Below are 23,020 nucleotides of genomic sequence, written 5' to 3' on the forward strand. Positions count from 1 at the left end.
GCTCAAGCCTGCTTGCGCCACTTTCCTTGCAGGACGAGGAACTCGCCAACGAGCCCTTTGCGGAACAACAGAACACAGGCAACAAAGATAAATCCGATCACCAGGCTGACCGCTTCGCCAAGCGTGGAGAACCACTCGATGCCCGTGGCGCCAGCCATCATGGTGCCGAAGTCGCCAAGTTTGTTTTCCAGGGAGATGATCAGGATCGCGCCGATGATCGGGCCAACCAGCGTCCCCATCCCACCAACCAGCGTCATCAGGATGACCAGGCCGGACATTGCCCAATGCACATCGGTCAGTGTTTCAAAGCCCAGCACAATCGACTTGGTCGCCCCCGCAAGCGCAGCCAATGAACCCGAAAGCACGAACGCGGCAAGCTTGTACTTGTCCACGTCATAGCCCAGCGAAACCGCTCTCGGCTCATTGGCCTTGATCGCCTTCAGTACCTGGCCAAACGGCGAATGCACCGTGCGCATGATCAGCGCAAAGCCCGCGATGAAAATTCCCAGCACCACGTAGTACATGGTCAGGTCGCTACCCAGGTCCAGCACGCCGAGCAGCTTGCCGCGCGGAACACCCTGCAAGCCATCTTCGCCACCGGTGAAATCGGTAAAGCGCAGCGCTGCGAAATACACCATCTGCGCCAACGCCAGTGTAATCATCGAGAAGTAAATCCCTTGGCGACGAATCGCCAACCCGCCCATCACCAACCCAATCGCCGCACCGGCCAGGACGCCGACCAGCAAACTCAATTCAAATGGCAGGCCCCAATTCTTCAAGGCGTTGCCGGCAAAGTAGCCTGCCGCGCCAAAGAAGGCGGCATGGCCAAACGACAACAAACCCGTAAAGCCAATCAGCAGGTTGAACGCACAAGCAAACAGTGCGAAGCACAGCAGCTTCATCAGCAACACGGGATAGCCGACAAACGGCGCGCCCAGCGCCAGCACGAATGCGATGGAATAACCCAGCTTCTTGTTCATCTATTTTTCCTTGCCAAACAGGCCGGCGGGGCGCAGCAATAGGATGATGACCATCACCAAAAACACGACGGTGTTGGCAAACTCGGGATAAAAGACTTTCGTCAGGCCTTCGATCACGCCAAGCGCCAGGCCAGTCACGATCGAGCCCAGGATCGACCCCATGCCCCCGATCACCACAACGGCGAACACGACGATAATCAGGTTCGACCCCATCAGGGGTGTCACTTGCTGGATTGGAGCCGCCAGGACCCCTGCAAAGCCCGCCAAAGCGACGCCGAAGCCATAGGTCAGGGTCACCATCAGCGGAACATTGATGCCGAAGGCTTCCACCAGCTTCGGATTCTCGGTGCCGGCGCGCAGGTAAGCACCGAGTTTGGTCTTCTCGATCACGAACCAGGTCGCCAGGCAAACCACCAGGGAAGCCAACACCACCCAGGCACGGTAATTGGGCATCATCATGAAGCCAAGGTCGGTTGCCCCCTGCAGGGCCTCAGGCGTTTCAAACGGCTGCCCGGAGACCCCGTAGAACGAGCGGAAACTGCCCTCGATCAGCAGGGTCAGCCCGAACGTCAGCAGCAAGCCGTAAAGATGATCAAGCTGGTACAGGCGGCGCAGCATGGTCCTCTCGATCACCACGCCCAATACGCCAACGATCAACGGCGCCAGCAACAGCATGCTCCAATAGCTCATGCCGAAATAAGTCATGCCGATCCACGCAAGGAAGGCGCCCATCATGTACATGGCGCCGTGCGCGAAGTTGATCACGTTCAGCAGCCCGAAAATCACGGCGAGGCCGAGGGACAGCATGGCATAAAAAGAGCCGTTGACGAGCCCCAGCAAAAGCTGGGACATCATCATCGGAAGCGGGCGGCCGAAGATCTCCATCTAGCTTACTTCCACAAGGCGCACTTGGATTCAGCCTTGGACATATAGGCCTGGTCACCCGGAATCGTTGCCGCGACTTTGTAGTAGTCCCATGGATACTTGGATTCCGACTGCTTCTTCACTTCCATCAAGTACATATCGTGCACCATGCGGCCGTCCGGCCGAATCACGCCGTTATTGGTGAAGACGTCCTTGATCGTGGTCGATTTCAGCTTCGCCATCACCTTGTCGGCATCGTCCGTGCCGATTGCCTTCACCGCGGCCAGGTATTGCGTAGCGGCGGAATAATCGCCCGCCTGCAGCATCGACGGTTCCTTCTTCATCTTGGCGAAGTAGCGCTTGGACCAGGCACGCGTGGTGTCGTTCATGTCCCAGTACCAGCCGTCCGTCAGGTACATGCCTGCGGTAGCATTCAGGCCCAGGGAGTGGATGTCGTTGATGAACACCAGCAGGCCGGCCATCTTCATCTTCTTCGACACCCCGAATTCATTGGATGCCTTGACCGAGTTGATAAAGTCGCCGCCGGCATTCGCCAGGCCGAGCACCTGTGCGCCGGAGGAAGAAGCCTGCATCAGGAAGGACGAAAAGTCCGTCCCAGGGAAGGGGTGGCGCACATTGCCAATCACCTTGCCGCCGGATTTGTTGACCACCTCGGTCGTGTCTTTCTCCAGAGAGTGGCCGAAGGCGTAATCGGCGGTCAGGAAGTACCAGTTCTTGCCGCCCTGCTTGACCATGGTGGCGCCGGTACCGCGCGCCAATGCCACGGTGTCGTAGGCGTAGTGCACGGTGTACGGCGTGCATTCCTCATTGGTCAGGCGCGACGAGCCCGCGCCGATCACCATGAAGACCTTTTTCTTGTCTGCGGCTACTTTCGCCATGGCCAGGTTGGCGCCGGAATTGGTGCCGCCAACCAGCATGTCCACGCCCTGCTGATCGAACCATTCGCGCGCCTTGGAAGCGGCGATATCGGCCTTGTTCTGGTGGTCGGCAAAAACGAACTCGACCTTCTTGCCGTTGATCGCGCCGCCCGCATCGGCAATCGCCATCTTGATCGCTTCGGCGCCGCCCTGCCCGTCAATGTCTGAGTAGACGCCCGACATATCAGTGATAAAGCCGATCTTGATGGTGTCGTTGGAAATCTGGGCATGCGCGCTGCTGAAGGCGCAAAGGGCTGCTGCAAAGGCTATGGCGTTGCGTTTCATAGTGTCTCCGTTTTCAGTTTTGATATTCAAACGCCCAACAGCTCGGTCAATACCGGCATGCGGGCATCCAATTCCGATGACGCAAAACTCTCAACAATCCGACCGTGTTCCATGACATAAAACCGATCCGCCAGCGGCGCCGCGAACCGGAAATTCTGTTCGACCATCACAATCGTGTATCCCTTGGCTCTCAGCGTGCGGATCATGCGCGCCAGGCCCTGCACGATCACCGGCGCCAGCCCTTCCGAGATTTCATCCAGCAGCAGCAAGCGTGCGCCGGTGCGCAGAATGCGCGCGACAGCCAGCATCTGCTGCTCGCCACCGGACAGCCGCGTGCCCTGGCTGGCGCGGCGCTCCTTCAGGTTCGGGAACATCTCGTAGATTTCCTCGACCGACATGCCCTGCCCGGTTTTCAGCGCCGGCGGCAGCATCAGGTTTTCTTCGGTCGTGAGTGAAGAAAAAATGCCGCGCTCTTCGGGACAATAGCCGACTCCCAAGTGTGCGATCTTGTGCGTCGACAAGCCGATTGCTTCCTGACCGTCGATGCGAATCGAACCCTTGCGCATTCCGGTCAGGCCCATGATGGCGCGCAGCGTGGTCGTGCGACCCGCGCCATTGCGGCCGAGGAGCGTCACCACTTCGCCGTGGTTCACATTCAAGTTGACGTCGTGCAGGATGTGCGACTCGCCGTACCAAGCCTGCAGCTGGCTGATTTCCAGCGCGGCCTTCATGCGCCCACCCCGGCTTCGGTCCCCATATAGGCTTCCATCACTTGCGGATTTTTTGCGACTTCCTGATACGGCCCTTCCGCCAGCACGGCGCCGCGCTGCAGCACGGAGATGCGGTCGCAAATGCCGGAGACCACGCTCATATTGTGTTCCACCATCAGGATGGTGCGGCCCGCGGAGACCTTCTTGATCAATTCCGTCACGCGGTGCACGTCCTCGTGCCCCATGCCCTGGGTCGGCTCATCGAGCAGCATCAGTTCAGGTTCCATAGCCAGCGTGGTGGCGATCTCCAAAGCGCGCTTGCGGCCATAAGGCATATCGACCGTCAGCGTATCGGCGAACGAAGCCAGGTCAACCTCGGCCAGCAACTCCATCGCGCGGCCATTCAACTGCTCCAGCGTGCGTTCACTGCGCCAGAAATGGAAAGTCGTACCGAGCTTGCGCTGCAGGCCGATGCGCACGTTTTCGAGCACAGTCAGGTGAGGGAAAACTGCGGAAATCTGGAATGAGCGAATCACCCCCATGCGCGCAATCTGCGCCGGCTTGTGCGAGGTGATGTCCTTGCCGTTAAAGAGGATCTGGCCCGAAGTCGGTACCAGGAACTTGGTCAGCAGGTTAAAGCAGGTCGTCTTGCCGGCGCCGTTTGGGCCGATCAAGGCGTGAATATGCCCACGCTGGACTTGCAAGTCCACGTTGGCGACAGCGGTAAATCCCTTGAACTCCTTGGTCAAACTTTTTGTTTCCAAGATGAAGTCGGACATTGCGTCTCCCCGGTTTTGCTAGATCATACACAAAAGCGCTGCCTTTTCCGCAATCATGATTACCGGGGAATTCGTGTTACCGGAGGTTATGGTGGGCATCACCGAAGCGTCGGCGATGCGCAGGCCGCGCACCCCGCGCACCCGCAATTCGCTGTCAACCACGGCCGAAACGTCGTCGGCGCGCCCCATTTTACAAGTGCCAACCGGATGGAAAATCGTGGTGCCTATCGCCCCCGCAGCCTCGGCCAACTCCTCGTCGGTGCGAAAATGCACACCGGGTCTGCATTCTTCCGGCCGGTATTTTGCCAACGCCGGCGCCGCAACGATCTTGCGCGTAAGGTTCAACGCAGCCGCGGCGACACGCCGGTCTTCGTCGGTGCTCAGGTACATCGGCGTGATCTTCGGCGGCGCATAAGAGTCGGCGCCAGCGATCCGCACATGGCCGCGCGAGGTAGGGCGCAGGTTGCAGACACTGGCCGTGAAAGCAGGGAAGTCGTGCAGCGGCTCGCCGAAGCGCTCCAGCGACAGCGGCTGCACATGGTATTGCAGGTTGGGCGTGGCCTGCTCCGGGCCCGAACGCGCAAAGGCCCCCATTTGCGATGGGGCCATCGACATAGGTCCGCTCCGGAACAACGCATATTCAAGGCCGATGCGGGCCTTGCCCAGCCAACTGGCCGCCAAGGTATTCAACGTGCGGGCGCCTTCCACTTTAAACACCATGCGCAGCTGCAAATGGTCTTGCAGATTGGCGCCGACGCCCGGCAACTCGTGCACCGGCGTCACCCCTGCCTTCGCCAGCACGTCCGCCGGCCCGATGCCGGACAGCTGGAGGATTTGCGGCGTACCGATAGCGCCAGCTGCCAGCACTGTCTCGCGCCGTGCCTCTGCGCTCCAGCGGGTTCCGCCACCGGTGAAGATCACACCTTTGCAAACACCCTCCTCCAGCACCAGTTTCTCGACATGGCAGCCGGTCATCACGGTCAGGTTAGGACGCCGCGCAGCGCTGCGCAAAAAGGCCTTGGCTGTGTTCCAACGGATGCCGCGTTTCTGGTTCACCTCGAAATACGAACAACCGAAATTGTCACCGCAGTTGAAATCATCGACTTTCGGGATCCCGGATTCGGCGGCCGCGTCCCGGAAAGCATCCAGGATGTCCCAGCGCAAGCGTTGCTTTTCAACGCGCCATTCACCGCCGGCGCCGTGGAAATCAGTAGCGCCGCCATGATGGTCTTCGCTCTTGCGGAACAGCGGCAATACTTCCGACCAGCGCCAGCTCGAATCGCCGCACATCGCCGCCCATTGGTCGTAGTCGTTGGCCTGGCCGCGCATGTAAATCATGCCGTTGATGGAGGAACTGCCGCCAAGGACTTTACCGCGTGGATAAATCAGGCTGCGCCCGCCCAGTCCTGCGTCTTCTTCCGTGCGGAAAAGCCAGTCGGTACGCGGATTGTTGATGCAGTGGAGATAGCCGACAGGGATGTGGATCCAGACATAATCGTCCTTCCCTCCGGCCTCGATCAACAGTACCTCTACCTTCTGGTTTTCACTCAGCCGGTTCGCGAGCACGCAGCCCGCTGTCCCACCGCCCACAACAATGAAGTCAAACTGGCCTGCAGATTCCAAGTGTTCTCCGGGTCAGGAATTATCGATTTCCGAGATAAGAGTTTCCATCAATTTCGCAGTCGGCATGGCGCGGGACTTAGCGACACCCGTCCCTGCCCATAACGACATCAATTCGGGATCGCCACGCTTCGCCGCTTCAGCACGAATGCTGCCGGTAAGGGCGTTCTGGATTGGATAAAGCGGCACTTCGGCCTCGAACTCGGCCATCTGGCGCATGAAACGGTTCTCGATACCACGCGCATAGCGCCCCGAAATGGCGCGCGTGAGACGAGTAGGGTTGCCTTGCGCAGCCAGCAAGCGCTCCTTGTACGCCACCGGAATGCCTGACTCTTCCGTGACCAGGAAGGCAGTCCCCATTTGCACAGCAGTCGCGCCCAGCACCAGCCGCTCACGGATTTCTTCGCCCGTCATGATATTGCCGGCTGAGATGACGGGAATCTTCACCGCCTGCAGCACCGCCGACAACAGCGGAATCGCCGCCAGCGTCGCAGCGGTTTGCTCGCCAATAAAGGTCCCGCGATGGCCGCCCGACTCCACTCCGGAAGCGACAATCGCATCGGCCCCGGCAGCCTGCCAGGCCAGCGCTTCTTCCACATTGGTCACGGTACCGATAACAAACATGCCCGCATCATGAAGCCGTTTTACCTGTGGGGCGCTAAGGATATCGAAGGTAAAACTGGCGACGGCAGGCTTCAGCTCCAGCAAAAGCTCGAACTGCGCGGCGAAATCTTCACACCATTTAGCCGGCTTCGGCAGGTCCGGCCAGCCAAGCGAGCTCCAAATTGGCCGCAACAATCCAACCCCGCGCTCCACTTCCTGCTGCGAAGGCTCTGGAATCCCCTGCACGAAACAATTCAGCATGAACGGTTTGGATGTCAGGCGCCGGGTTTCGGCAACTTGAGCGCGGATCGTCTCCAGCGAAATCATCGAAATACCAAACGATCCAAGACCGCCGGCATTCGACACCGCCGCCACCATCGCCGGCGTATTCGCACCACCGGCCATCGGACCCTGGATGATCGGGAGGGGACAAATCGCATTCAAGCTCATTTTTTACCCTTTCAGGCTGTGGATAACGCTATGAATATCCACAGGCATCGTTTGTGAGTAAACAAGACTTCCCGAAAATCGCCAAAAATTGTCCAAAAACAGTTCTCAGGTCACGCACGGTTTACGCGCCTGCTTATACAGCTGGTAAACCCCTGATTTTTCTCCGCAAGGTGCACTTATCCACAGAAAGTCGGGGTTGTTAACAACTACTACTATTTTGTATACACACTAATCTAACGTAAACAAAACTCTCCACCTATACTGAACAAGCAAATTGTTTCATGCAATTCGCTTGGAGGGGCTCTTGTCGACTACCGACGCCTATCGACGCTTTCGCAGGCGATTGCTCGTCACGATGACTATGCTCGCCCTGCTCGCCACGGCAGTCGTCGCCTGGCAGTTAGCTTCCTCCGCACGCGACCGTGAACAGGCTATCCGTCAACAAACCCAGCACTACGCACGAGCAATCGAAGCTCAAGTCTTTAGCTCGATCCAACTCTCCGGACATTGCCTTGCTCGGTTTTGCCAATGCAATCAAGGTCGCGCCATACACACCGCAGACCATAGACGGCCTGCTTTCCTCCCGTGGAGCATCTTTCGGTAACAGTTTCTGGATAACCTTCCTGGATCCAAAAGGCTTTGCCACCGCCAGTTTCGCGCGATATCGCTGTCAAAGGCATCAACTATGCAGACCGCGATTACTTCCAAGGCCCAGCTAAAACCTGGAAAACGAACTATTTGTTGGAGAACCCACCCGAGGCCGAAATCTCAAATTCGCAGCTCTTCTTCCTGAGTCGCCGAGTCGAAAACGCCCAAGGCAAATTCCTAGGTGTAATCGTGGCGCCAGTTGATGCGGGCCGCCTTGCCGAAACCTTTGAGAACTCTCGCCTAAGTGACGACGTCACCATCACCCTGTTCCATACCAATGGCCATATCGTCGCTCGCGCGCCCCTCTTCGATAAAACCTTCAACCGGGACATCCGCGACTCGAACATCTACAAGGCTTTTCGCTGACAACCCCTATCGGCACGATCGAGACCATCAGCCCTATCGACAAAAAGTCCCGCATCGCCAGCTACCGAAAAATGCCAAACCTGCCCCTGGTGGTCACTGTCGGTAGTTCGAACGTCGGGCTGGCGCTGATCTCACAACGCCAATTCCTCATCGCCGGCATGGCACTATTTCTGATCTTCACGCTGATCGTCGCCGCCATCATTTACGCCTTGCGTTCGTTTGCCTCAGCCGAAGACCGCGAAAGCCGCTACCGGATCCTCTACGCTACATCCACCGAAACAGAAAAAAAACTCGCCAGCAGCGAACAGCGGCTGCGCCTGATCGCCGACAACCTGCCAATCGTGATCGCCTACATGGACCGCGATGAGCATTACTCTTTCAAGAATCGCCGCTTTGCTGAAATTTACGGCAGCGGCGAAAACCTCCAGGAAGCATTGCCGCCAGACCTTTATGAGGAAACCAAGCCTTACCTGGAGCGTGCCTTTGCCGGCGAAACAGTCCATTTCGAACGCGGCATGCAACGCATGGACCAGGAATGCTACGACGCCATCACCTACGTGCCCGATCTCGACGAACATGGAAAAGTTGTCGGCCTGTTCGTTATGGCGGAAGACATCAGCGAGCGAAAGCGCCACGAAGAATCCAGCAAACTGGCGACACTGATGTATGAAAATGCCTCCGAAGGCATGATGGTGACTGACTCCGAAGGCCGCATCCTCTCCGTGAATCCTGCTTTCTCCCAGATCAGCGGCTACGCCTCCCAAGAAGTCATCGGCCACCTGGCCTACGAGCTGACTTCCAGCCACCAGGACATCAAGTTCTACAGCCGGATGCGCCAGACCATCACCCATACCGGCTACTGGGAAGGTGAAATCTGGCACCAGCACAAGAATGGCGATCATTACCTGGTTTCACTACGTTTCAACACAGTCTTCGACAACAAAGGCAATCCACTGCGCCACGTTGCCCTGTTCACCGATATCACGAGGAAGAAGGCAACCGAGGAAGCAATCTGGAAACAGGCCAACTTCGACACCCTCACCGGCCTGCCCAACCGCCGCATGTTCAATGACCGCTTACGGCAGGACATCAAGAAAGCAGCACGCGACCAGCTGCCTATGGCGCTGATCTTCATCGACCTCGATGGCTTCAAGACCGTCAACGACACGCTGGGCCACGACTTTGGCGACATCCTGCTTAAACAAGTGGCAGAACGCCTGCTGCAATGCGTACGCAATACCGACACGGTGGCCCGCCTGGGAGGCGATGAATTCACCGTTATCCTCAGTGAGCTCAAGGAACCAGGCGACGTGGTCCGCATCGTGCAGGAAACCTTGCATAGCCTGGCCAGGCCATTCCAGCTCAAACACGAAATCGCCGACATCTCTGGCAGTGCCGGCATTTCGCTATTCCCGGACGACGGCCAGGACGCCGAAGTGCTCATCAAAAATGCCGACCAGGCCATGTACCTTGCCAAGCAGCAGGGCCGTAACCGCTTCAGCTATTTCGCGCCCTTCATGCAGGAAGCCAGCCAGATGCGCATCGAGCTCGCCAACGAACTGCGTAGTGCCTTGAAAAACAATGAGTTACGCCTGCTGTTCCAGCCAATCCGCAACCTGGTCACAGGCAAGGTCGAAATGGCCGAGGCCTTGATTCGCTGGGAGCATCCTCAACGAGGTTTGCTCCAGCCGGCCGAATTCATCGGCGTTGCAGAAAATACCGGCGTCATCGCAGCGATCGGCGAATGGGTCTTCGGGGAGGCCGCAGCGCTGGCAGCCAGCTTCGGCAACGATTTCAAGGTTTGCGTGAACAAATCAGCCTGGCAATTCCGCCACGAAGCAGTCGGCGTCGAACATTGGCTGGAACTACTGCGTGGACAGGCGCTTTCACCGTGCTCAATGGTGATTGAAGTCACAGAAGGCTTGCTGCTCGAGGCGAACAGGGAAGTAGTGCACCGTATGCAATCACTCAGGGACGCCAAACTCCAGATTTCCCTGGACGATTTTGGCTACGGCTATTCGTCCCTGAACTTTCTGAAGCGTTTCAAGATCGATTTCCTCAAGCTGGATACCAGTTTCAGCGACAACCAGCTCCTTTGCGAAGCAATTGTCACCATGGCGCATAAGCTTGACATCAAAGTCGTGGCGGAAAAGATCGAAAACGAAGCCCAACTGGAAATTTTGATGGCTGCAGGTTGCGATTTTGGCCAAGGATACCTGTTCGGAATGCCAATTTCAGCTGAAAAACTGCATCGTCTGTTGATAAGTCAATGAATATCCACAGGATCGAATGTGCGTAAACACCATTTTTGAGTTCACGCACAAAATTTGTTCAGAACTCATCCGGTTTACACACAGTTCTTGTCCAGCCAGTTCTACAATTCGTAAACTTCTGATTCTGTGGATGTTAACAGCTTTATCCACAGACAAGGCCGCGTTTACTATCTACTACTATCCTTACGTATACAACTTTAAATAAATAGAGGACAACTCACGCATGCGTCTCGGGATCATCTCAGCCTTGGCAGAAGAACAGCAAGGTCTACTGGAAGCCATGGAGAGCCCCTACAAGCTCATCCACGCTAAGCGTGAGTACACGGCCGGAAAACTCTGGAAAATCGATTCAGTGGCCGTTTTATCGCGAATTGGGAAGGTTGCTGCCGCAGTGACAGCTGCAACCCTTGTGGAGAAGTTCAACGTTACCCACATCATTTTTACCGGCGTTGCCGGTTCTGCAGACCTTGGGGTTCGAATTGGAGACGTTGTCGTCGCCGATTCCCTGGCTCAACACGATTTTGATGCCAGCCCGTTGTTCCCACGCTTCGAAATCCCGCTAACCGGGCTTTCGCGCATGCCTACTGACCGTGAATTGAGCCTAAAACTGAGCCTGGCTACACGCCAATTCCTGCAAAACGACGCACAAGTACACCGCGGCCTCATTGGCAGCGGAGATCAATTCATCAAGGATCGGGCCCATCTGGAAGCCCTGAAAGACGCACTGCCTGATTTATTGGCAGTGGAAATGGAAGGTGCAGCGGTCGCCCAGGTCTGTCACGAGCTGGGAATACCGTTTGCCATCATGAGGACGATTTCGGACAACGCAAACGAAGAAGCGGCGACGGATTTCATGCACTTCGTGCAAACCGTCGCCGCTCGCTACGCCTATGGCGTCATCCAGAATTTCTGCAAATCGCTTACTTGATCGGCAGTTTGGTAGTGTTCTTGACTTCTTCCATCACCGCATAAGTATGGGTTTCACGCACACCTTTCTGCAGCAAGGTCTTGCCCAGGAATTCACGATAAGCCGCCATATCCTTCACGCGAGCCTTGACCAGGTAGTCAAAGCCGCCGGCGACCATATGGCATTCCAGGACTTCCGGAATCAGCTGAACGCTATGCTTGAAGGCATCAAACACCTCTGGCGTAGTGCGATCCAACACAACTTCGATGAACACCAGCAGCGAAACATCCAGTAGCTGCGGATTCAGCTGTGCCGTATAGCCCATGATATAGCCTGCTTCGTGCAGTTTTCGCACGCGCTCAAGGCAAGCGGCAGGCGAAAGGTTCACTCGCGCAGCCAGTTCTACGTTACTGATCCGGCCATCGTTCTGCAACTCGGCCAGAATCTTCTTACTGATCTTGTCCAGCATTACATCCCCACTATTAATTTTATTCGGTCAAATTCTCTCACCAAAAACTATCTATTGCTAGTGATAAGTATTACCAGAATTAATCCGAGCGATTCCCCCGTACAATCGAATCATTAGTTGCACTGCACAACACGCCCGCGCAAACAGGGTTTGCCGGGCGTGTTTTCGTGTCAGGGCATAGATTCCTTACATCCTAGCCAATAGAGACATTCATGCACCTGAACACCACTCCGTTCGCCGCTCTGCAAGCAGAAATCCTGCGAGATCCGACTCCGCTGCGCAGCGCCATTACTGCCGCGTATCGCGGTGACGAACAAACTGCTGTGCAATGGCTTCTGTCGCAAATTAACGTCGGTTCGCCGGAAACTACACAAGATGCACAGTCCCTGGCCAAGCGCCTGGTGACCGCAGTTCGTGAAAAACGTACCCGTTCCTCCGGTGTGGATGCGCTGATGCACCAATTCTCGTTGTCCTCGGAAGAAGGTGTTGCCCTGATGTGCCTGGCCGAAGCACTGTTGCGTATTCCCGACTCGGCCACTGCCGATCGCCTGATCGCAGACAAGATTTCCAAAGGCGACTGGCGCAAACACCTGGGCGAATCGCCGTCCCTGTTCGTAAATGCTGCAACCTGGGGCCTGCTGATTACCGGCAAACTGGTCAGCTCCTCCAGCGAAGATGGCCTGGGTTCCGCGATTACCAGCCTGATCGCCAAAGGCGGCGAACCGCTGATCCGCAAAGGCGTCGACCTGGCAATGCGCATGCTGGGCAACCAGTTCGTCACCGGCCAGACTATCGACGAAGCGATCAAGAACGGCAAGGACAACGAAGCGCGCGGCTACCGCTACTCCTACGACATGCTGGGTGAAGCAGCGCTGACCGAAGCCGACGCGGCCAACTACTACGCCGCTTACGAAAACGCGATCCATGCGATCGGCAAAGCATCGAACGGCCGTGGCATTCGCATTGGCCCAGGCATTTCCGTTAAGCTGTCCGCCCTGCATCCACGCTACAGCCGCGCCCAACGCGAACGCGTAATGGCCGAACTGCTGCCACGCCTGACCGAACTGGTAAAACTGGCCAAAGGCTACAACATCGGCCTGAACATCGACGCTGAAGAAGCAGATCGCCTGGAGCTGTCGCTGGACCTGATGGAGGCAATGGCCTTCAACCCTGAACTGGAAGGTTTCGACGGCATCGGCTTCGTCGTACAGGCTTACCAGAAGCGCTGCCCATTCGTGATCGACTACCTGGTCGACCTGGCCAAGCGCAGCGGCCGCAAATTCATGGTGCGCCTGGTCAAAGGCGCCTATTGGGATGCCGAAATCAAGCGCGCCCAAGTCGAAGGCCTGCCTGGTTATCCGGTCTACACCCGCAAGGTCTACACCGACGTCTCCTACCTGGCTTGCGCCCAACGCCTGCTGGCAGCGACCGATGTGATCTACCCGCAGTTCGCGACACACAACGCGCAATCGCTGTCCACCATCTACACCTGGGCCAAGCGCGACGGCATCACCGGCTACGAATTCCAGTGCCTGCATGGCATGGGCGAAACCCTGTACGACCAAGTCGTTGGAGCAGAGAACCTCGATAAGCCTTGCCGCATTTACGCACCGGTCGGTTCGCACGAAACGCTGCTGGCCTACCTGGTGCGCCGCCTGCTGGAAAACGGCGCCAACTCCTCCTTCGTGAACCAGATCGTCGACGAAAGCATCCCAGTCGACTCGCTGATCTCCAACCCGATCGAAGTCGCACGCGGCCTGGAAGGCAAACCGCACACCCGCATCGCCCTGCCACTGGACATGTTCGGCGCTGAACGCAAGAACTCCGTCGGTATCGACCTGGCGAACGAAGACGTCTTGCGCGAAGTATCGCTGGCGCTGGCACAACCGCGTAGCTGGAGTGCCGGCCCGCTGTTGGCCGTCGAAGCCAGCGCCGGCCAGCCAGCGCAAACGGTAGTCAATCCGGCCCGCAAGGACGACGTCGTGGGCTCCGTCACCGAAGCCACCGCCGAAGACGTCAACAACGCCCTGAACGCCGCCAGCCAGTTCGCCATGGATTGGCAAACCACCGAACCGTCGCAACGCGCCGCCTGCCTGGATCGCACCGCCGACCTGTTCGAAACCCACAAACTGGAGCTGATGGCGCTCGCCGTACGCGAAGCCGGCAAATCGCTGCCGAACGCGATCGCCGAAGTGCGCGAAGCGGTCGACTTCCTGCGCTATTACGCCGTACAGGTGCGCGGTTCCACCAACACCCTGGCGCTGGGCCCCGTGACCTGCATCAGCCCATGGAACTTCCCACTGGCGATTTTCACCGGCCAGGCCGCAGCTGCACTGGCAGCCGGCAACGTCGTGCTGGCCAAACCGGCAGAACAAACGCCGCTGATCGCCCAACGCGCCGTGGAACTGCTGCACGAAGCCGGCGTACCGCGCGCAGCGCTGCAATTCCTGCCAGGCCGCGGCGAAGTGGTTGGCGCAGGCCTGTGCAACGACGCGCGCGTCAAAGGCGTAATCTTCACCGGCTCCACCGAGGTTGCGCAATTGATCAACCGCACCCTGGCCAAGCGCGCCGCAGCGGAAAATGTGGACATCCCGCTGATCGCCGAAACCGGCGGCCAGAATGCGATGATCGTCGACTCCTCCTCGCTGCCGGAACAAGTGGTGAGCGACTCGATTTCGTCCGCCTTCGACAGCGCCGGCCAGCGCTGCTCCGCGCTGCGCGTGCTGTTCCTGCAGGAAGACATCGCCGACAAGACCATCAAGATGCTCAAAGGCGCGATGAAAGAACTGCGTATCGGCTCGCCGGACCGTTTAGCGACCGACATCGGCCCGGTGATCGACAAGGAAGCGCAGCAAAACCTGCTGTCGCACATTGAAAAAGTACGCGCCCACGCCAAGGACAGCTTCTCGCTAGAAGTTCCCGGCGCCGAAGCCGGCACATTCGTGCCGCCCACCGTACTGGAAATCCGCTCCCTGTCCGAACTGACCAAGGAAGTGTTCGGCCCAGTGATGCACGTGATCCGCTACAAGCGTTCGGAACTGCCGAAAGTGATCGAACAAATCAACGCCAGCGGCTTTGGCCTGACCTTGGGCGTGCATTCGCGAATTGATGAAACCATCGACTACATCACCTCCAGCGCACACGTCGGCAACATCTACGTGAACCGCAATATCGTCGGTGCAGTCGTAGGCGTGCAGCCGTTCGGCGGCGAAGGCAAGTCCGGCACCGGCCCGAAAGCCGGCGGCCCGCTGTACCTGAAACGCTTGCAGCGTGCAGCCGTCACCCTGGACCGCCACGAGCGCCAGGGCGTGCCCGCAATCGACTCGCTGGCCGCATGGGCCAAGGCACAAGGCAATAGCCGCCTGGCCGCGCATATCGAAAGCTATGCACGCACCACGCCGGTAGGCAGCCTGATCGCCCTGCCGGGTCCAACTGGCGAGCGCAATACGCTGGCCTACGTCCCACGCGGCAATATCGCCTGCTTCGCAACGCACGCCGACGTGCTGCTGAATCAAGTGGCAGCCGCCCTGTCGACCGGCAACCGCGCCCTGGTAATTGAAGGCGCACTGCCAGCCGACTTGCCAGCCGACGTAAAAGCCGCGATCCAGACGGTAGCTGCCGCCGACCTGGCCAAAGCCGATTTCCAGATCGCGCTGGTGGAATCCAGCCTCGGCGCCAAGTTGCGCCCCGAACTGGCCGCCCGCGACGGTGCGATTGTCTCGGTCATCGACACCACGGAAGAAAGCGAGATCCCACTGTGGCGCCTGGTGGCCGAACGCGCCCTGTGCGTCAACACCACCGCCGCCGGCGGCAACGCCAGCCTGATGACCCTCGACGCCTAAGCAGTACTGCCCAGTCCGTGTCACACCTTGGGGTCACACCCCAAGTGTGACACGGAGTCAGCTGTTTGATTTTCGTCAGCATGCCTGGTTCGCGCTGATGCTAGCGTTGCTAGTATGAGCCGAGCACGCCGCGTCGTTTTCCCAGGAGCGATCTACCACGTAACTTCACGTGGAAATCGTCGCGCCGCCATCTATCATGACCGGCGCGATCACCTGATTTGGCTCGACACATTGGCCGAAACGGTAGACAACCATGAGTTAAAAGTCCATGCGTTTTGCCTGATGCCGAACCACTACCATCTTTTGATGGAAACGGTTCATGCCAACTTATCTGAGGCTATGCATCAGCTAAATGCCTTGTACTGCCAGCATTTCAACCATCGGCACGGATTAACCGGTCACGTAATTCAAGGCCGATTTCACGCAGTCTCGGTAGCAAGGAGCGAGCAGTTGCTCGCGGTAGCCCGGTATATAAGTCTGAATCCAGTTCGGGCAAAGCTTGTAAATGACGCCGCCGATTGGGACTGGAGCAGTCACCGGTACTATCTGTCACCCGACGCTGCGCCTGATTGGCTTGAGACGAAATGGATTCTTTCGCAGTTTGGCCCAGGCGACCAAAGCCAAAGAATAGCCGCGTACAAGGAATTCGTTGCGAACGGGATCGACCTGCCGAACCCCCTCAAATTTCACACTGAACGCCCCAATCCGCGGGCCGAAGCGGCGCAATCCCTGGCCAGTTACGCCGAAAATTACTCAAACCGCGACGAAGCTATGGCACGCGCATACCAATCGACTGCCTATACGCGGCAGGAAATCGCTGACCATTTCGGAGTGTCAGTTCGAACGGTAGCCCGCGCCATTCAGAGCTGCGCGCAGCACAACGGATGAGGCCGTGTCACACTTGGGGTGTGACCCCACGGTGTGACACGAACCCGGCCGTAGTCTTAGTAGGTATCGTTCTTGGGATTGGTGCCCGGCGCAGTCTTCTGGGCGATGGAGTTCATGCTCTCGAGGTGGCTGCGCAGCCATTTGTGGGCTGGGCTGCGGGCGTCGCGTTCGTGCCAGAGCATGTCGAGGTGTACGGCTGGGAGCTGGAATGGCAGCTCTTTGTAGATCAGCGCGTCAGTCATGCCGGTGGAGGCGATCAGGTGCTTCGGTAACACTGTGATCAAATCGCTATTCGCTACCACGCGGCCAGCAGTGAAGAATTGGTTCACCGTCAGCAGGATGCGGCGTTCGCGCTGGATCTGCGCCAGCGCTTCGTCCACCAGGCCATGCGCGCGGCCGGAGAAGCTGACCAGCAGGTGGTTGGCCCCGCAGTAGTTATCCAACGTCAGGTCTTGCTTGGCCAGCGGGTGTCCGCGCCGCATCACGGCCACGTATATCCCGGAATACAAGCGCTCATGGCGAATCGGCGAGCTCGGTTCGCTCATCAGCTGGGCCGCTACTCCAGGGAAGAAGCCCACCGCCAGGTCGATATCGCCGCGCAGCAGCATCGGCCGCGGTTCGCGTGTTGTCAAAGGAACCATGCGGATGTTCACGCCCGGCGCTTCGCGTTCGATCGAACGCATCAGGGCAGGCAGCCAGAACGCTGCTGTGGCGTCGGCCATCGCCATGCGGAAGGTGGCATGGGTCTTGGAAACGTCAAACGTACCGGGCGTTACTGCAGCTTCCAGCGAAGCCAGGGCGCTGCGCACCTGCGGCCACAGCGCTTCCGCCCGTGGGGTCGGCTTTACGCCATAAGCGGTGCGGATCAGCAAATCGTCGCCCAGGCTTTCGCGCAAGCGCTTGATGGCATTCGACACCGCCGGCTGCGTCATGGCCAGGTGGCCGGCCGCGCGCGTCAGGTTCTGTTCAGTCATTACCGCGTCGAAAACGCGCAGCAGATTCAGGTCCAGGGTCAGAAAGCTCATCGGTCATTCACACCAATAATAATTGTTATGGGGAAACGGAATTGGCGTTATATGTTGCGGCGCACTATAGTACCGTTAGATTCTAAGGGTATAGAAACCGCCATGTCTACTTACATTCACATCATCGAATTCGCGCAGTACCTGCCGCTGGTGATCCTGGCGCTGGCGCTCGCTGTCCTGTTCAAGCCGCTGCTGCGGGGTATTGCCCGCGCAGCCGTGCTTGTCGTTAAGCCAAAGTTGAGCAAAGAGGAACGCTTGCAGCGCCGCCTGATGCGCGACACCATGATGTTCAAGCGTATGCTGAATTCGATGGAAGGCTCGCCTAGCCACGTCGCAGAACTGCGAGCAATGGCCTGCCGCGCATAAGCCTTCCGCAGCGCAGCAATCAGTTCGTTTCTGGCGCTGGGGCTGGTCTTTCCACGCCCGACAGCAGTTTCGGTTTGAGCGAAGTGTCCACCGGCTTGTTGCCGATCCAGATGCGCATGATGGCATTGAAGAATGCCTGGTCCGGCAACGATTCGCCGACCTTCTTACCGTTCAGGTAAGCCTGCGAACCAGCGGTCGGGGTCCAGTCAACGAGCAACTCGTCGCCCTTCTTCAACCCAGGGAACTGGGCAAAAATCTCCCCGAAAGCCTTGGTCTGCGGCAGCAGCTTGGTACGCTCTTCCGGGCTGACGTTGTCGTTCAGTCCCTTCATGAAGGCCATCCCGAAGTCGTCCGAGCTCAGGTCACGCATCGCGACGATGCGGATCCGGCGCGGGCCGCCTACGGCCAGCACGTCCTGCACGGTGGTCTTCTTTTCTTGCAGGTAGAAACCCACTGCGTAGACCTTGAACACCAGCTTGGTGCGCACGCCGGCGCCGTTCAGCTTGAGGTCATGGCCGGCCACAGAAACCGTTTCCGAGAATTTAACGCCAGCCACGTCAGCGGCAAAGGCAGGCAGGCTACTAGCGGCCAGGAAGGCGAAAACTGTAGCACTTTGTAAAAGTTTACGGCGAGTAATACTCATTTTGTCTCCGTTAGTATCAGGTAGCAATATAGCGCAAAGCAACCCTTTTTGGGAGGCATCAGGTCTTATCTGCCTGCAATTTCCCGAATTTTGCCAACAGTTGCTCCTTGCTTTCCCGCCAATCTGGATTAAAAGGAATGCAAGACACTGGGCAGACCTGCTGACACTGTGGTTCGTCAAAGTGGCCGACGCATTCGGTACACTTGTTGGGATCAATTTCGTAGATCTCCGGACCCATGTAGATCGCGTCATTCGGGCACTCCGGCTCGCACACATCGCAATTGATGCAGTCGTCGGTAATCATTAAAGCCATGGCATTACTCTCTTATTCGCCCTTGCGCGCTGCGATCTTTTTACGCAGCCAGCGGTCGACGGACGGGAAAACAAACTTGGATACGTCACCGCCAAGCTCGGCAATCTCGCGCACGATGGTGCCCGAGATGAACTGGTACTGGTCGGAAGGGGTCAGGAACAGCGTTTCCACATCCGGCAGCATGTAGCGGTTCATGCCCGCCATCTGGAATTCGAACTCGAAGTCCGACACGGCGCGCAGGCCGCGTACGATCACGCGTGCATCGTGTTCGCGCACGAAGTCCTTCAGCAAGCCGGAAAAGCTCTCAACTTTGACGTTTGGATAATGGCCCAGCACTTCGTTGGCAATTTCCAGCCGTTCTTCAACGGTGAAGAACGGATGCTTGTTCTGGCTATCGGCCACGCCGACAATCAGTGTGTCGAACAGGCCCGATGCGCGGCGCACCAGGTCTTCGTGACCCCGGGTCAGCGGGTCGAAGGTACCCGGATAAACTGCTACAACCATTGCAACTCCATGCGTTTGGCTTAGAACAAAGAAGGATTATGCCTCATTTTCAGGCAATGCCTGAAGCAGGTGGAAATACACCATGCCTGCCTTATCGGCGCGAACTACTTCCCAGCCATCAAAGGCCAGCGGCGCTTCCGCCTCGGCGTACACCAGGCCGCCGTCCTTGAGCAGTGCGCGGCACAGCGGCAGCGCATGCTCCAACAAACTTTGCTGGTAAGGCGGGTCGAGGAAGATCAGGTCAAACTTCGCGCCGCGGCCGGCCAGCGATTGTGCGGTCGCCAGTGCGTCGCCACGCTGGATGGCGATATTGGTGGCTTTCAGCTTTTCGCGGTTGGCTTCAAGCTGGCGTACTACGGCGCTGTTGGCATCGACCATGGTGACTTTGGCCGCACCGCGGCTGGCAGCCTCGAAACCGAGGGCGCCGCTGCCGGCGAACAGGTCCAGCACCTGGGCGTCGCTCCAGGCGCCATCGTGCAGGTGGTTGATCCAGTTGAAGACGGTTTCGCGTACGCGGTCAGGCGTCGGGCGCAAGCCCAGTGCTTCCAATACCGGCAATGGCGTGCGCTTCCAGTCGCCGCCGATGATGCGGACCTGGTTGGGAACTTTCTTTTTTTGCATGGCCGGCATTATCTCATGCCGTCCCAGCGCCAAGGCTTAATGCACTTGCGCCGCAAGGGTATTCAGATCCTTGATCCAGCCTTCCATGCGCTTTTGCGCGTGGGCCTTCTGTTCCGGCGTGGCGATGCGCACCACGGTGTGGACAAGATCCACCGTTCCCTGCGTGTAGTTGTCGAAGAAGGCCTTGCGCTCCGAGAAGCCGAAGCGGTCAAAGCCCGAGCGGATCAACTCTTCTACCCATTGCGTGGCGACCTGCTTGCTCGGTTGCTCCTTCATGATCTTGCGCGCCAGGGTCATGATCTTGAACTGGCGGCGCATGCGTTCATCGAGCCACAGTGCGTTATCCAGCGGCCGCGCGTCGGAGGCTTTGCGGATGATGGCTTCCTGCTCGTCGCTGAAGCCGCCGAACCACAGTTCGAACTGCTCCATCGATTTCTTGTAGCGGAACTTGTTCTGATCCTGCGCGTCGCCCTTCATATTCTCTTTGCGGAACTTGGCGTTGTTCTTGGCGAACTTCTTCTCCATGCCCTCCAGCTGGTCGGGCTTGAGCGAGAGCGCCAGTTCTGCGATATCCGGTGCTGAGCGCAGCAGCAGCGCCTCGGTACGGTCGCGGATATCCACATAATCGGCCATCACGTCGGCCTGCGTCGGGCTGCCGCGCAACTGGCGCTGGGCCTTTTGCAGGAATTGCACATAGTCCTGCAGTTGGGTCTTGCGGTGCCAGCGGAAGAACTCCCCGATATCCTGCTTGACCTCCGACTTCTGCTCGCTGTCGAAATCGACGTAGGCGTCGAGCCACCAGTACAGCAGGGTGTCGCCATTGTTATAAGCCAGGCGCAGGGAGCTGCACGCTGCAAGCAGAATGGCAAAAGCCAGCACGATGCACGTGTTAAACTTTTTCATCTTTTAACTCACACAAGAAAACTACGGTCTATGAACGTCGTCATTCTCGCCGCCGGCATGGGTAAGCGCATGCAGTCGGCGCTGCCAAAAGTTTTGCATCCCGTAGCTGGCAAGTCCCTGTTGTCTCACGTTATTGACACCGCGCGCAGCCTGTCTCCGGCTAAATTGTGCGTCATTTACGGTCACGGCGGCGCAGCGGTGCTGGCTTCGCTCGACAAGCACAAGGCCGTTCCCGGTACCGAGATCTCGGCCGCATTGCAGGAGCCGCAACTGGGCACCGGCCACGCCGTCCAGCAAGGCCTGGAGCACCTCGATGACGACCAGCCAACCCTGGTGCTGTACGGCGACGTGCCGCTGACTTCCGCCGCGTCGCTGAAACGCCTGGCCGATGCCGCTGGCAAGGACAAGCTGGGCATCCTGACCGTGGTGCAGGACAACCCGTTTGGCCTGGGCCGCATCGTCCGGGTGGGCGGCGCCATTCAGCGCATCGTTGAAGAGAAGGATGCCACAGAAGCCGAGCGCATGATCAAGGAGATCAATTCCGGCATCATGGTGATCCCGACCGCCAAGCTGAAACAGTGGCTGGGCAAGCTAAAAAACGAAAACGCCCAGGGCGAGTACTACCTGACCGATATCGTCGCCATGGCGGTGGAAGAAGGCGTGCAAGTCGTATCGGCCCACCCTGCCGCACCGTGGGAAGTGCTGGGCGTGAACAGCAAAGCCCAACTGGCCGAACTGGAACGCATCTACCAGCGCAACGTCGCCAACTGCCTGTTGGACAAAGGCGTCACCCTGGCCGACCCGGCGCGCATCGACGTGCGCGGCGAACTGACTTGCGGCCGCGACGTGACCATCGACGTGGGCTGCGTCTTTGAAGGCAAGGTTGAAATCGGTGAAGGCGCGACTATCGGTCCGAACTGCGTGCTGATTAATGCGCGTATCGGCGCCGGCGCCAACATCAAGGCATTCACCCATATTGAAGAAGCGGTGGTGGGCGACAAGAACCAGATCGGCCCATACGCCCGCCTGCGTCCGGGCACCGAACTCGGTGAAGACGTCCATGTGGGTAACTTCGTCGAGATCAAGAATAGCCAGGTTGCCGCGCACTCGAAGGCTAACCACCTGGCCTATGTGGGCGATGCTACCGTCGGTTCCCGCGTCAACATCGGCGCCGGTACCATTACCTGCAACTACGATGGCGCGAACAAGTTCCGCACTGTGATCGAAGACGACGCCTTTATCGGCAGCGACAGCCAGCTGGTGGCCCCGGTGACCGTGGGCGCGGGGAGCGACAATCGGCGCCGGCACGACGCTGACCAAGGATGCGCCAGCCGGCAAGCTGACCATCTCGCGTCCTAAGCAGTTGACCGTCGAGGGCTGGAAGCGCCCAGTGAAGGTAAAGAAAACCTAAGCAATCGAAAACTGGCGGCGGCGCTGGTAAGTAAATTTCACCAGTTCGGGGAAGAAGCGATCGAATCCATCCGCGATCGCTTCGTAGTGCTGCTGCACTTCCCCAATGCCCTCGCGCAGCAGGTGGCCATTGCGGCTTAACCTGTCCGACATGCGGGTCAGCGCCAGCTCGACCCCGCTGAACTCTCCATAAGCACCCAGCCAGTCCTGCTTGATCAGCTTGGGCAGGATCTCGCGCAGCCGCTCCGGCAATTGCCCCTCGTGCGCCGCCAGGGCGCCGTAAAAGCGTTCAATCAGCTCTTGGCGCGGCTCTTCGCAGTACTCGTCCCCAGCGCTGGCTCAGGATATGGTCGTAAAACACGTCCAGCACGATACCGGCATAACGCCGCCGGCCTTCGGTGAACAAGCTCTTGGCCTCGGTCACCACCGGGTGGCTATCTGTGAACGAGTCGATGAATCGGTGCAGCGCGATCTCGTTCGCAATCTCCGGCGCATAGTGATCCCCGCCGTTCATCTTGACGAAATCGCCCAGCATGGCACCGACCATTGCTGCGTCGCTGTGGCGCGCCAGGTAGATATGTGCGAGGTAGTTCATGCCCCATTCTAGCGCTGT

22 protein-coding genes and 1 pseudogene are annotated in these 23,020 nt (G+C 58.3%); 7 read left to right on the forward strand and 16 right to left on the reverse strand.

What is annotated here, in order from left to right:
• Nucleotides 1-2: 2 nt before the first annotated feature.
• The 7 genes from ACQ4MM_RS03055 to ACQ4MM_RS03085 are packed head-to-tail and all read right to left on the reverse strand — an operon-like array spanning nucleotide 3 to nucleotide 7,229.
• Complete coding sequence (locus tag ACQ4MM_RS03055) at nucleotides 3-980, reverse strand: branched-chain amino acid ABC transporter permease (RefSeq protein ID WP_431475971.1); 978 nt, start codon at nucleotides 978-980, stop codon at nucleotides 3-5.
• Entirely contained in the window at nucleotides 981-1,865 is an 885-nt protein-coding gene (locus tag ACQ4MM_RS03060; protein ID WP_431475972.1) for a branched-chain amino acid ABC transporter permease, read from the reverse strand.
• A gap of 5 nt (nucleotides 1,866-1,870) precedes the next feature.
• Nucleotides 1,871-3,067, reverse strand: coding sequence for an ABC transporter substrate-binding protein (locus ACQ4MM_RS03065; RefSeq protein ID WP_431475973.1), 1,197 nt, complete (start codon nucleotides 3,065-3,067; stop codon nucleotides 1,871-1,873).
• 26 nt (nucleotides 3,068-3,093) lie between these two features.
• The gene (locus ACQ4MM_RS03070; protein ID WP_431475974.1) at nucleotides 3,094-3,798 is read right to left on the reverse strand and encodes an ABC transporter ATP-binding protein; all 705 of its coding nucleotides are present in this window, start codon (nucleotides 3,796-3,798) and stop codon (nucleotides 3,094-3,096) included.
• The gene (locus tag ACQ4MM_RS03075; RefSeq protein WP_431475975.1) at nucleotides 3,795-4,556 is read right to left on the reverse strand and encodes an ABC transporter ATP-binding protein; all 762 of its coding nucleotides are present in this window, start codon (nucleotides 4,554-4,556) and stop codon (nucleotides 3,795-3,797) included. Before ACQ4MM_RS03075 ends, ACQ4MM_RS03070 begins: the two co-directional genes overlap by 4 nt.
• A gap of 18 nt (nucleotides 4,557-4,574) precedes the next feature.
• The gene (locus ACQ4MM_RS03080; RefSeq protein WP_431475976.1) at nucleotides 4,575-6,179 is read right to left on the reverse strand and encodes a GMC family oxidoreductase; all 1,605 of its coding nucleotides are present in this window, start codon (nucleotides 6,177-6,179) and stop codon (nucleotides 4,575-4,577) included.
• A gap of 12 nt (nucleotides 6,180-6,191) precedes the next feature.
• The gene (locus tag ACQ4MM_RS03085) at nucleotides 6,192-7,229 is read right to left on the reverse strand and encodes an NAD(P)H-dependent flavin oxidoreductase (RefSeq protein ID WP_431475977.1); all 1,038 of its coding nucleotides are present in this window, start codon (nucleotides 7,227-7,229) and stop codon (nucleotides 6,192-6,194) included.
• A 639-nt stretch (nucleotides 7,230-7,868) separates the two neighbouring features.
• On the opposite strand from ACQ4MM_RS03085, the gene ACQ4MM_RS03090 reads away from it, so the two are divergent.
• The 3 genes from ACQ4MM_RS03090 to ACQ4MM_RS03100 all read left to right on the forward strand — a co-directional run bounded on the left by ACQ4MM_RS03090 (nucleotide 7,869) and on the right by ACQ4MM_RS03100 (nucleotide 11,444).
• The gene (locus ACQ4MM_RS03090; RefSeq protein WP_431475978.1) at nucleotides 7,869-8,243 is read left to right on the forward strand and encodes a PDC sensor domain-containing protein; all 375 of its coding nucleotides are present in this window, start codon (nucleotides 7,869-7,871) and stop codon (nucleotides 8,241-8,243) included.
• A gap of 71 nt (nucleotides 8,244-8,314) precedes the next feature.
• Nucleotides 8,315-10,516, forward strand: coding sequence for a putative bifunctional diguanylate cyclase/phosphodiesterase (locus ACQ4MM_RS03095; RefSeq protein ID WP_431475979.1), 2,202 nt, complete (start codon nucleotides 8,315-8,317; stop codon nucleotides 10,514-10,516).
• Nucleotides 10,517-10,739: 223 nt separating this feature from the next.
• A complete protein-coding gene (locus ACQ4MM_RS03100; protein ID WP_431475980.1) occupies nucleotides 10,740-11,444 on the forward strand; it encodes a 5'-methylthioadenosine/adenosylhomocysteine nucleosidase in 705 nt (234 codons plus the stop codon).
• On the opposite strand, the gene ACQ4MM_RS03105 is transcribed toward ACQ4MM_RS03100, so the two are convergent.
• The gene (locus ACQ4MM_RS03105) at nucleotides 11,437-11,892 is read right to left on the reverse strand and encodes an Lrp/AsnC ligand binding domain-containing protein (protein ID WP_028103394.1); all 456 of its coding nucleotides are present in this window, start codon (nucleotides 11,890-11,892) and stop codon (nucleotides 11,437-11,439) included. The genes ACQ4MM_RS03100 and ACQ4MM_RS03105 overlap by 8 nt on opposite strands.
• 212 nt (nucleotides 11,893-12,104) lie before the next feature.
• Between ACQ4MM_RS03105 and putA the strand changes: the two genes are divergently transcribed.
• On the forward strand, nucleotides 12,105-15,734 hold the full coding sequence (gene putA, locus ACQ4MM_RS03110; RefSeq protein WP_431475981.1) for a trifunctional transcriptional regulator/proline dehydrogenase/L-glutamate gamma-semialdehyde dehydrogenase: 3,630 nt from the start codon (nucleotides 12,105-12,107) through the stop codon (nucleotides 15,732-15,734).
• Between the two features lie 114 nt (nucleotides 15,735-15,848).
• A complete protein-coding gene (locus ACQ4MM_RS03115) occupies nucleotides 15,849-16,622 on the forward strand; it encodes an REP-associated tyrosine transposase (RefSeq protein WP_431475982.1) in 774 nt (257 codons plus the stop codon).
• A gap of 56 nt (nucleotides 16,623-16,678) precedes the next feature.
• Here the strand turns inward: ACQ4MM_RS03115 and ACQ4MM_RS03120 are convergent, their stop codons facing one another.
• A complete protein-coding gene (locus ACQ4MM_RS03120; protein ID WP_431475983.1) occupies nucleotides 16,679-17,647 on the reverse strand; it encodes a LysR family transcriptional regulator in 969 nt (322 codons plus the stop codon).
• A gap of 102 nt (nucleotides 17,648-17,749) precedes the next feature.
• Here ACQ4MM_RS03120 and ACQ4MM_RS03125 point away from each other — a divergent pair, with 102 nt between their 5' ends.
• Nucleotides 17,750-18,013 (forward strand): hypothetical protein, encoded by a 264-nt coding sequence (locus tag ACQ4MM_RS03125; RefSeq protein WP_431475984.1) that lies wholly within the window; start codon nucleotides 17,750-17,752, stop codon nucleotides 18,011-18,013.
• A gap of 19 nt (nucleotides 18,014-18,032) precedes the next feature.
• On the opposite strand, the gene ACQ4MM_RS03130 is transcribed toward ACQ4MM_RS03125, so the two are convergent.
• From ACQ4MM_RS03130 to ACQ4MM_RS03150, 5 genes are read right to left on the reverse strand one after another with little or no spacing between them, the layout of a single operon-like run.
• Nucleotides 18,033-18,656: a chalcone isomerase family protein gene (locus ACQ4MM_RS03130; RefSeq protein ID WP_431475985.1), complete on the reverse strand. Its 624-nt coding sequence runs from the start codon at nucleotides 18,654-18,656 to the stop codon at nucleotides 18,033-18,035.
• Nucleotides 18,657-18,714: 58 nt separating this feature from the next.
• A complete protein-coding gene (locus ACQ4MM_RS03135) occupies nucleotides 18,715-18,969 on the reverse strand; it encodes a YfhL family 4Fe-4S dicluster ferredoxin (protein ID WP_090435692.1) in 255 nt (84 codons plus the stop codon).
• Between the two features lie 12 nt (nucleotides 18,970-18,981).
• Nucleotides 18,982-19,473, reverse strand: coding sequence for a pantetheine-phosphate adenylyltransferase (gene coaD, locus ACQ4MM_RS03140; protein ID WP_431475986.1), 492 nt, complete (start codon nucleotides 19,471-19,473; stop codon nucleotides 18,982-18,984).
• A gap of 36 nt (nucleotides 19,474-19,509) precedes the next feature.
• Entirely contained in the window at nucleotides 19,510-20,094 is a 585-nt protein-coding gene (gene rsmD, locus ACQ4MM_RS03145) for a 16S rRNA (guanine(966)-N(2))-methyltransferase RsmD (protein WP_431475987.1), read from the reverse strand.
• A 36-nt stretch (nucleotides 20,095-20,130) separates the two neighbouring features.
• The gene (locus tag ACQ4MM_RS03150; protein WP_431475988.1) at nucleotides 20,131-20,997 is read right to left on the reverse strand and encodes a DUF6279 family lipoprotein; all 867 of its coding nucleotides are present in this window, start codon (nucleotides 20,995-20,997) and stop codon (nucleotides 20,131-20,133) included.
• Nucleotides 20,998-21,027: 30 nt separating this feature from the next.
• Here ACQ4MM_RS03150 and glmU point away from each other — a divergent pair.
• A pseudogene (gene glmU / locus ACQ4MM_RS03155) lies at nucleotides 21,028-22,408 on the forward strand (bifunctional UDP-N-acetylglucosamine diphosphorylase/glucosamine-1-phosphate N-acetyltransferase GlmU).
• On the opposite strand, the gene ACQ4MM_RS03160 reads toward glmU, so the two are convergent.
• Entirely contained in the window at nucleotides 22,405-22,704 is a 300-nt protein-coding gene (locus ACQ4MM_RS03160) for an ACP phosphodiesterase (RefSeq protein WP_431476005.1), read from the reverse strand. The pseudogene glmU and the gene ACQ4MM_RS03160 sit on opposite strands and share 4 nt — an antisense overlap.
• Nucleotides 22,697-23,020 (reverse strand): ACP phosphodiesterase (locus ACQ4MM_RS03165; RefSeq protein ID WP_431475989.1); only part of this gene is annotated, 324 nt, incomplete at its 5' end. The genes ACQ4MM_RS03165 and ACQ4MM_RS03160, both read right to left, overlap by 8 nt.

This window comes from Massilia eburnea, assembly GCF_050709955.1.
Taxonomy (GTDB): Bacteria; Pseudomonadota; Gammaproteobacteria; order Burkholderiales; family Burkholderiaceae_D; genus Rugamonas; species Rugamonas eburnea_A.